This window comes from Streptomyces sp. NBC_00873 (genome assembly GCF_045207415.1).
Classification (GTDB): Bacteria; Actinomycetota; Actinomycetes; order Streptomycetales; family Streptomycetaceae; genus Streptomyces.
Window position 1 is genome coordinate 7,553,164 of the sequence record NZ_CP108803.1, and the last position, 9,735, is coordinate 7,562,898.

Annotated in this window: 6 protein-coding genes; all 6 read left to right on the forward strand. The window is 73.0% G+C overall.

Annotated elements, in window-relative coordinates; all coding sequences use genetic code 11:
• Window positions 1-74: 74 nt before the first annotated feature.
• A complete protein-coding gene (locus tag OH809_RS34900) occupies window positions 75-1,253 on the forward strand; it encodes a glycosyltransferase family 4 protein (RefSeq protein ID WP_406417550.1) in 1,179 nt (392 codons plus the stop codon).
• Window positions 1,250-2,413, forward strand: coding sequence for a glycosyltransferase (locus tag OH809_RS34905; RefSeq protein WP_406417548.1), 1,164 nt, complete (start codon window positions 1,250-1,252; stop codon window positions 2,411-2,413). The genes OH809_RS34900 and OH809_RS34905 overlap by 4 nt, the downstream gene beginning before the upstream one ends.
• A complete protein-coding gene (locus tag OH809_RS34910) occupies window positions 2,410-3,450 on the forward strand; it encodes an SGNH/GDSL hydrolase family protein (protein ID WP_406417546.1) in 1,041 nt (346 codons plus the stop codon). Before OH809_RS34905 ends, OH809_RS34910 begins: the two co-directional genes overlap by 4 nt.
• On the forward strand, window positions 3,447-7,100 hold the full coding sequence (locus OH809_RS34915) for a hydantoinase B/oxoprolinase family protein (protein WP_406417544.1): 3,654 nt from the start codon (window positions 3,447-3,449) through the stop codon (window positions 7,098-7,100). The genes OH809_RS34910 and OH809_RS34915 overlap by 4 nt, the downstream gene beginning before the upstream one ends.
• Before the next feature lie 18 nt (window positions 7,101-7,118).
• Window positions 7,119-8,645: a hypothetical protein gene (locus tag OH809_RS34920; protein ID WP_406417542.1), complete on the forward strand. Its 1,527-nt coding sequence runs from the start codon at window positions 7,119-7,121 to the stop codon at window positions 8,643-8,645.
• 151 nt (window positions 8,646-8,796) lie between these two features.
• Complete coding sequence (locus OH809_RS34925) at window positions 8,797-9,732, forward strand: hypothetical protein (protein WP_406417540.1); 936 nt, start codon at window positions 8,797-8,799, stop codon at window positions 9,730-9,732.
• Window positions 9,733-9,735 lie beyond the last annotated feature (3 nt).

Here is a 9,735-nt window from a genome sequence, read left to right on the forward strand (position 1 = left end):
ACGCTCATGGGACGTTCCCCGGGGGGAAAGATCCAAGTCGGCCCAGTCACGTCCGGCGCGACGACAACACAGGTATGCGTGTCGTCATCGTCACCGAATCCTTCCCGCCCGATGTCAACGGCGTGGCCCACTGCACCCTGCAGACCGCCCGGCATCTCGCCGCGCGCGGCCATGAACCGCTCGTCATCGCCCCGGCCACCGCCGGCGCGACGACCACGTCCCGCTCCTCCTCACCCCTGTACCCGGGCGCCTCGGGCGGCACCGACCTCTTCGCGTCGGCCGCTCCCTGCCCCGTGGTGCGCGTCCCGTCCCTGCCGCTGCCCGGCTACTCCCAGGTCCGGGTGGCGCTTCCCAGTCGTCGGCTGACCGCGGCCCTCATCGCCCACCGGGCCGAACTCGTCCATCTCGCCGGACCGTTCGTGCTCGGCGTCCGCGGCATGGCGGCCGCCGCCCGGCTGGGGCTGCCGACCGTGGCCGTCTACCAGACCGACCTGGCCGGCTACGCCCGTACGTACCTCGGCGCCGGCGAGAACACCGCCTGGCGCCGGATGCGCGCCGTGCACAGCGCCGCCGACCGCACGCTCGCTCCGTCGACCGCCGCCGTCCGCGACCTCACCGACCACGGGGTGGAGCGGGTGCGGCTGTGGCCGCGTGGCGTCGACACCGTACGGTTCCGGCCCGCGCTGCGCGACGAGGCACTGCGCCGGCGCCTCGCCCCCGGCGGGGAGAAGCTCGTCGGATACGTCGGCCGGCTCGCCCCGGAGAAGCATGTGGAACTTCTCGCCGGGGCCTGCGGACTGCCCGGGGTGCGGGTCGTGGTCGTCGGTGACGGCCCGAGCGGCACCTCGCTGCCCGCGGCTCTGCCCGGCGCCGTCTTCCTCGGCCGCAGGACCGGGGACGACCTCGCCCGGATCGTCGCGTCGCTGGACATGTTCGTGCACACCGGCCCGTACGAGACGTTCTGCCAGACCGTGCAGGAGGCGATGGCCTCCGGTGTGCCCGTGGTCGCCCCGGCGGCGGGCGGACCGCTCGACCTCGTCGACCACGGGCGGACCGGGCTGCTGGTCCCGCCGCACGACACCGATGCGGTACGGGCGGCCGTCGGCGCACTCGTTGCGGACCCCGCCCTCGCGGCGGCGTACGGGCGGACCGGGCGGGCCATGGTCGAGGGCCGCACCTGGGAAGCCGTCGGCGATCAGCTGCTCGGCCACTACGACGAGGTGCTGCGCGACCGGCCGGCGGTGGCCGCATGACCGGGCGCGAGCGGGGAACGACCATCGTCCGTCTGGCGAACTTCGTCACCCCGTCCTCCGGCGGACTGCGCACCGCCCTGGACGAACTCGGCCGCGGCTACCTCGCGGCCGGGCACGAGCCGGTGCTCATCGTCCCCGGCGACACCGCCGGCGATGTGTACGCCGAGCAGGGCAGGGTGATCACCCTGCCCGGTCCGGTGCTGCCGGGCAGCGGCGGCTACCGCGTGCTGGCCGGCCGCCGCACGCTCCGCCACCTCCTCGGAACGCTGCGGCCCGACCGTCTGGAGGTCTCCGACCGCACCACCCTGCGGTGGACGGGCGAGTGGGCGCGCCGCGCCAGGGTGCCCGCCGTGATGGTCTCCCACGAGACGGCGGACGGGGTGCTGCGCACCTGGGGCCTACCGGCGGCAGCGGCCGGACGCGCCGCCGACCGCCTCAACACCCTCAGCGCTCACGCCTACACGAGGATCGTCTGCACCACGGAGTGGGCGGAGCGCGAGTTCATACGGATCGGCGCCCGCAACGTGGTCCGTGCCCCGCTCGGCGTGGACCTGCGGCGCTGCTACCCCGGCCGCCGCAGCACGGTCCTGCGCGCCCGTCATGCGCACGGCCGGTCCGTACTGCTTCTGCTCTGCTCCCGCCTCTCGGTGGAGAAACGTCCCGGCCGCGCCCTGGACGCCCTCGCCGTCCTGAACGGCCTGGGCGTGCCTGCGACGCTGCTCGTCGCGGGGGACGGGCCGCTGCGCGCGGGACTGGAGAGCCGGGTACGGGCGGAGCGGCTGCCGGTCGAGTTCCTGGGCCATGTGCGCGACCGGGAGCGGTTGGCGGATCTGCAGGCCGCGGCCGACATCTGCCTGGCGCCGGGCCCCGCCGAGACGTTCGGCCTCTCGGCCCTGGAGGCACTGGCCTGCGGCACCCCGGTGGTGGCGAGCGCGAGCTCAGCACTGCCGGAGGTGATCGCCGGTGCGGGAGCGGCTGCGGCGGACACCGGCGACGCATTCGCAGCGGCGGTACGGGAACTGCTGGCGCGCCCGGAGAACGAGCGGCGCACGGCGGCGCGACAACGTGCCGAACTTTTCGGTTGGGACCGCTCGGTGGCCGCGTTCCTGGCGGCGCACGAGGTGCCGGAGCGGGGCGGGATCCGGGGAGCACTGACATGACGGGGTTGCGGGCGCGGTCGGACGGCGCAGAGGGGGCGGTGGCGGTGCCGGTCGTGCCAGGGGTACCCGTGCCCGCGCCGGTCTGCAGGCCGGCTCCCGTGCCGGTGACGGAGGCTCTGCCGGAACCGCCCGTGCCGCCCGGGAGCCCCCATTCCCCGATCCGGTTCGCCGCGCTCGGGGACTCGTTCACCGAAGGAGTCGGTGATCCTGTCCCCGGTGGCCGGCGCGGCTGGGCCGCGTTGCTTGCCGAGGGCATCGGCGACAGGCACCGGGGCGTCGAGTTCCGTAACTTCGCCGTCAGCGGTTCGCTCTCCGGCGACGTCCGTGACCGGCAGGCTCCGGCCGCCGCCGCCTTCCGGCCCGACCTCGCCTCCGTGGTCGTCGGCGTCAACGACACCCTCCGCCGCTCCTTCGACATCCGGCTCATCGCCCGGCGGCTCGACGAGGTCTGTGCGCTCCTGACCGGCGGCGGAGCCGTACTCCTGACGGCGTGTCTGCCCGATCCCGGTTCCGTCCTCGGGCTGCCCGCACCCCTGGGGCGCCCGTTGGCCCGGCGGCAGAGTGCGGTGAATGCCGTGGTGCATGCCCTGTCCGCCCGCTACGACGCCGTCCATCTGCACGCCTCGGACGGGACATGGGTCTCCGACCGGTCGCTGTGGAGCGTCGACCGGCTCCATCCGGCCGAGCGCGGCCATCGGTCGGTCGCGGCCGGATTCCACGACCTGCTCGCCGCCCGCGGTCTCGCCCTCGGCGCCCCGCCCGGACGCGAGCCGGAGCAGCCGCCGCCCAGCCGTGCCGACTCGTTGTTCTGGCTGGCCACGGCGGGCACCGGGTGGCTGGTGCGGCGGAGCGCCGATCTGCTGCCTCAGCTGCTGTGCCTGGCGGGAGCGGAGGTACGGCACTGGGCGCGCGGCACGAGCGGGCAGCTGGACCGGCGGGCCGACCAGGCGTTGCAGGGCGCGCTTGCCGCCGTCACGCCCGAGGGGCGGCACGTCGCTTCCTTGTTGTCCGCGCCGCGCGTCAGTATGGAGGGATGACGGGACGCTGGGAGTTCTGGATCGACCGTGGCGGCACGTTCACCGACGTGGTGGGCCGCGATCCCGACGGGCACCTGGTCACCCGCAAGCTCCTCTCGGACGACCCGGACCGCTACCGCGACGCCGCCGTCGCCGGGATCCGCCTCATGCTCGGCCTCGGTCCCGCCGACCCGGTCCCCGCCGACCGGGTCGGCAGTGTGAAGATGGGCACGACCGTCGCCACCAACGCCCTGCTCCAACGGCGTGGGGAGCCGACCGTCCTGGTCACCACCGAAGGGTTCCGGGACGCCCTGCGCATCGCGTACCAGAACCGCCCGCGCCTCTTCGACCGCCACATCCTGCTGCCGGAGGCCGTGTACGACCGGGTGATCGAGGTCCCGGAGCGGATCGATGCGCACGGCCGGACCCTCACCCCCCTCGATCTGCCTGCGACGGCAGCGCAGTTGAGAGCCGCGAGGGCGGACGGCTTCCGCAGCGCGGCGGTCGTCCTGATGCACGGCTACCGTCACCCCGCCCACGAGACCGCCGTCGCCGCCGCGGCCCGTGAGGCAGGCTTCACCCAGGTGAGCTGCTCGCACGAGGTCAGCCCGCTGATCAAGCTGGTACCGCGCGGCGACACCACCGTCGTCGACGCGTACCTCTCGCCGATCCTGCGCCGGTACGTCGAGGAGGTCGCGGGCGAACTGGAGTCCGTCCGGCTGATGTTCATGCAGTCCAACGGCGGACTGCGGGAAGCCGCGCACTTCCGTGGCAAGGACGCGGTGCTGTCCGGTCCCGCCGGGGGGGTCGTCGGCATGGCCCGTACGTCCGGACAGGCCGGATTCGACCGGGTCATCGGCTTCGACATGGGTGGCACCTCCACCGATGTCTCGCACTACGCGGGCGAGTTCGAGCGCGAGCTCGGCACCCAGGTGGCCGGGGTGCGGATGCGCGCCCCGATGATGAACATCCATACCGTTGCGGCCGGTGGCGGCTCCGTCCTGCACTTCGACGGCCGGCGCTACCGGGTCGGACCCGACTCCGCGGGCGCGGACCCCGGCCCGGCCTGCTACCGCAGGGGCGGGCCGCTCACCGTCACCGACGCCAATGTGATGCTCGGCCGGGTACAGCCCGCGCACTTCCCGGCAGTCTTCGGGCCGGAGGGAAACCTGCCGCTCGACGCCGGCGTCGTGCGCGAGCGGTTCGGGGCACTCGCCGACGAGGTGGCACAGGCCACCGGCACGCGACGTACCGCAGCCGAGGCCGCGGCCGGATTCCTGGAGATCGCCGTGCTCAACATGGCGAACGCGGTCAAGAAGATCTCCGTGGAGCGCGGGCACGACATCACCCGCTACGCCCTCACCTGCTTCGGGGGCGCCGGCGGTCAGCACGCCTGCGCCGTCGCCGACGCACTCGGTGTCGACACCGTCCTCGTCCCACCGCTGGCCGGAGTGCTGTCCGCGTACGGCATCGGACTCGCCGACGCCACCGCCATGCGCGAACAGTCGGTCGAAGCGGAGCTGGACGCCGAAGGCACCGGGACCACGGTCGACGCGCTCTGCGCGGAACTGGCCGCCCGCACCCGCGCCGAACTGCGCGCCGACGGCCTCGAGGACACCGCCGTCAGCACCCACGCCCGGGTTCTCCTGCGCTATGCCGGCACGGACGCGAGCCTGCCCGTCGACCTGGACACCGCGCCCGCGATGACCCGGGCGTTCATGGACGAGCACCGCGCCCGCTACGGCTTCACCATGGACAGACCACTGCTCGTCGAGGCGGTGTCGGTCGAGGCGACCGGCGCGGCGGGCCGGCACGTACCGCACCCGGTGGACCGGACGGTCCGTGAGGGCACACCACAACCCCACGACACGGTACGGATGTTCGCCGAGGGCCGATGGCAGGACACCCCGCTCCACCGGCGCGAGGCCCTGCAACCGTCGGACACCGTGACCGGTCCCGCCGTGATCGCCGAGGCCGACGCCACCACCGTCGTCGACCCCGGCTGGCAGGTCACCATCGGCGGCACCGGCCATCTGCTGCTCACCAGGGTCCGCCCGCGCCCCGACCGGACTGCCGTCGGCACGCGGGTGGACCCGGTCATGCTGGAGGTGTTCAACAATCTCTTCATGTCGATCGCCGAGCAGATGGGCGTGCGCCTGGAGAACACCGCCCACTCCGTCAACATCAAGGAGCGGCTCGACTTCTCCTGCGCGCTCTTCGACGCGGACGGCAACCTGATCGCCAACGCCCCGCACATCCCGGTGCACCTCGGCTCGATGGGGGAGTCCATCAAGGAGGTGCTGCGGCGCAACGGCTCCACGATGCGCCCCGGCGATGTGTACGCCATCAACGACCCGTACCACGGGGGCACCCATCTGCCCGATGTGACGGTGGTGACCCCGGTGTTCGACGAACGCGGCGAGAACGGGTCGGGGCTGAGATTCCTGGTGGCGTCACGTGGTCACCACGCCGAGATCGGCGGCATCACCCCCGGCTCGATGCCCGCCTTCAGCCGCACCATCGACGAGGAAGGGGTGTTGTTCGACAACTGGCTGCTGGTGAGGGACGGCAGGTTCCGCGAGGCCGAGACCCGCGAGCTGCTCACCACCGCCGCGTACCCGTCCCGTGACCCCGACACCAATCTCGCCGATCTGCGGGCCCAGATCGCCGCCAACGAGAAGGGCATCGCGGAACTGCGCCGCACGGTGGACCAGTTCGGCGCCGAGGCCGTCGACGCGTACATGGGCCACGTGCAGGACAACGCCGAGGAGTCCGTACGCCGGATCATCGCGCGGCTGCACGACGGTTCGTACCGCTACGAGACCGACAACGGCGCCGTGATCGAGGTCGCGCTGACCGTGGACCGTACCGCCCGCAGCGCGATCGTCGACTTCACCGGCACCTCACCGCAGCAGCCGGGGAACTTCAACGCCCCGAAGTCCGTCGTCATGGCCGCGGTTCTGTACGTCTTCCGGACCCTGGTCGCCGACGACATCCCGCTCAACAGCGGCTGTCTCAAACCCCTGGAGGTCAGAGTCCCGGCGGGTTCGATGCTGGCGCCCGTCCATCCCGCGGCCACCGTCGCGGGCAACGTGGAGACCTCCCAGGCCGTCACGGGCGCGCTGTACGGGGCGCTCGGCATCCAGGCCGAGGGCTCCGGCACCATGAACAACCTGACCTTCGGCAACGACCGCGTCCAGTACTACGAGACGGTGGCCAGCGGCTCGGGCGCCGGCGACGGCTTCGACGGCACCGACGCCGTGCAGACCCATATGACCAATTCCCGGCTCACCGACCCCGAAGTGCTCGAATGGCGCTACCCGGTCCTGGTCGAGAGCTTCCGGGTACGGGACGGCAGCGGGGGAGCGGGCCGGTGGCACGGCGGCTGCGGGGTCGAGCGCAGACTCCGGTTCCTCGAACCCGTCACGGTGGCGCTGCTCACCGGACATCGCCGCGTCCCTCCGTACGGCATGGCGGGCGGCGAACCGGGCGCGCTGGGCAGCCAGCACATCGAGCGAGCCGACGGAAAGAACACGGTCACCTCGCTGGAGGGGTGCGACACGGCCGAACTGGCGCCCGGCGATGTGCTGGTCCTGCGCACACCCGGCGGCGGAGGATACGGAGTGCGGCAACCGGTCGCTTCTGCGCCGTTTCGACCGTTGTCGGTGTGAGGACCTAATCTGTGCAGCGTGACTTCGCCTGCCTACACGGACAACGCTGCGCCCCAGCTCAGCGCGGGGCCGCGGCCCGCCCCGGGCCCGGCCGCCGACGAGGGGCTCTCCCGGCGGCTGCGCGCGCTCGCCTGCACGGCGCCGCTGCACGACCTCGACGTGCGCAAGGCGAATCTGGCCGGTGAGTACACGGTCTACGCGATGGCGGAGGTCGCGCTCGCCGCGATCGACCAGGTCACACTGCACATGGACTTCGACACGGGCGCCGACCACGAGCAGATAGTGGCCAAGCTGCTCCCGCGCGTCGCTGCCCAGGCCCCGCGTCGTCCCGCCGCGGAGCACGAGCGAGTCGCCCGCTGGGTGCTCGAGAATCTGATCAACGTCGGAAGCGTGGACCGCGGCTTCCGCGCGGTGTACGGCACGTTCGGCCCGGACGGGGTCTATGTCCGCAGGGACTACGACTTCAAGCTGATCGAAGAGGTACCCGGTTACGGCGGCAGCGTCTATCTGAGGGCCACCGACGAAGCGGTCAACGTCCTGGTCGGCGCCCTCGACACGGACGTCACCAGCGCCCAGATCGCCGCCGAGGTGAAACTGGAGGTCCTGATCAGCCGGGGCCGCCTCGCCGATGCGCAGCTCGCCGCCGAACAGGCCCGCTACCGCACCGTGCAGTACGCGGAGACGCTCCGCAAGACACTGGAGGCGACCCGGCGCAACGTCAGAGCCGTCGACTGGCTCAACGCCGTGCCCGACATGATCGCCGAGGCACTGGACCACGTGGCCGACCGCTACCGCCACGAGAACGCGATCCTCACCAACATCCGCAAGGCCCGGGACGAGGCGGAGGACCCCGAGCACAAGCGCCGCGCCGCCGAGCTCGTCGACATAGTCAAGGACTGCATCCGCCGCCACACCCAGCTGCAGTCCCGCCTGCTGGAGGCAGGACCGCTGTTCCGTGCCGAGCAGGACCGGCAGGCGTTCGCCACCCCCACGGCCAGGACCGGCCTCGACCTGTACGGCCAGCTGGTCGCCCCGCTGCTGCCGCTCCCCGTCGAAGAGGCCATCCGCGTCACCGACGCGTTCTTCGCCCACGGCACGGGGCTGCGCACGCCCACCTCGGTGCGGGTGGGTGACCTGGTCGACATGCTGCTCACCCCGCCCCTGGAGCGGGAGCATCTGGGGGCCGAGATGCCCGAGCCGGATCTGATCGCCACCCCGGACGACAGCAGGTTCAGCGAGGAGCAGCTGGCGAGCGCCATGAACCTCCTCGATCTGGAGCACGACGCACCGCGCCGGCTCTCCGGGCTCCTCGCCGAGGCCCGGCGGAGCGATCCGGACCTGCCCTATCTGGTCGCCCTGCTTGCGGTGCACGCCGCGTCCCCGCCGGTCGGCACCGCCTACCGGCAGGGCGAGCGGCGCCTGCTGTTCGCCGTCGACGACGGGACCCGGCTGGACGACCCGGAGTTCGGCGGGGCGGACCTGATCGTGGGCATGGCCCTGCTGGACGCGGCGGGCATGGCCGCGGACCGCTCGGAGGCCTCATGAGCGGGCAGGGGCGTCGGACCCGACGGGCCCCTGATCACCGGGCCGCCACCTCCGGACGCGCGGTTCCGCCCGCACCCTTCTGTACGGACGCCTTGAGAGCCGGCGCCGCCCACCCCGTACCACCGAGATCCCGCACCGAGGAGCGACCGTCGTGAGCGACCACCGCGCAGAGCACACCGACGCGTGGAGCGAGCCGACCGCCGGGTACGCGACCGCCCGGCCCGCGACCGAGGGCGACGCCGCCCACGAGACTGCGGCACCCACCGCCGTCACCCCGGCCGACGCGGCCGACGCCGCCCGGCTCGTCGCCTTCGGGCTGCAGCCCAAGCTGATGCCCGCCCGCGACGCCGAATACGCCGAGCTCCTCCGGCGCTACCGGGAGGAGACCCCCTTCGCCCGGCTCGCCGATGCCGTGGCCACCGGACTCGGTCTCGTCGTCCTGGAGGTCTCCACCCGCGCCGGCATGGCCGTGACGGCGGGCGAGGACTCCGTCTTCGCCGTCCGCATGGGCGACTACGCCCGCCGCGCCTCCTCCGACTCCGCCGACCGCTTCCTGCACGGGCTGGCCCATCTCGCCGTCGCCGCCATGGCCTTCCCGCGCCCCGAGGACCTCGCCGACGACGCGTACATCGGCCGGATCACGGTCAACGGCATCGACGCGTTCGTACGCCAGGCCTGCCACCGCCTGGAGGAGCGGGCCGCGGAACACGGCGACAACACCGACCCGGCCACCGACACCCCGGGGCTGGAAGCCGCCTGGCGGATCTATGCCCGGCGCAGCGCCACCGGCGCGACGAAGGACGCCCGGCGGCTGGCCGGATCCACCACCGGCATCGTCGGCAAGGCCGTCGCCTTCCTCACCGACTCCGGCTTCCTCCAGCGCACCGGGGACGACGCCGGAGGAGCCTTCCGTACCACTGCCCGCTACCAGCTGCAGGTACGCGACATGGCGGGTACCGCCGCCATGGCCGAACTCCTGGAACTCGGCGTCGTACCCGTCACCGACGGAACGGCGACGCTGCTGCCGCCGCCCGACGGCGACGACCTGGAGCTGGCGGCCGACGCCGGTCTGCCCTTCCACGCCTGACCA

Bases quoted from the DNA above. Each gene is read 5' to 3' on its own strand.
- OH809_RS34900 (WP_406417550.1), top strand. From the start codon at position 75: ATGCGTGTCGTCATCGTCACCGAATCCTTCCCGCCCGATGTCAACGGC.
- OH809_RS34905 (WP_406417548.1), top strand. From the start codon at position 1,250: ATGACCGGGCGCGAGCGGGGAACGACCATCGTCCGTCTGGCGAACTTC.
- OH809_RS34910 (WP_406417546.1), top strand. From the start codon at position 2,410: ATGACGGGGTTGCGGGCGCGGTCGGACGGCGCAGAGGGGGCGGTGGCG.
- OH809_RS34915 (WP_406417544.1), top strand. From the start codon at position 3,447: ATGACGGGACGCTGGGAGTTCTGGATCGACCGTGGCGGCACGTTCACC.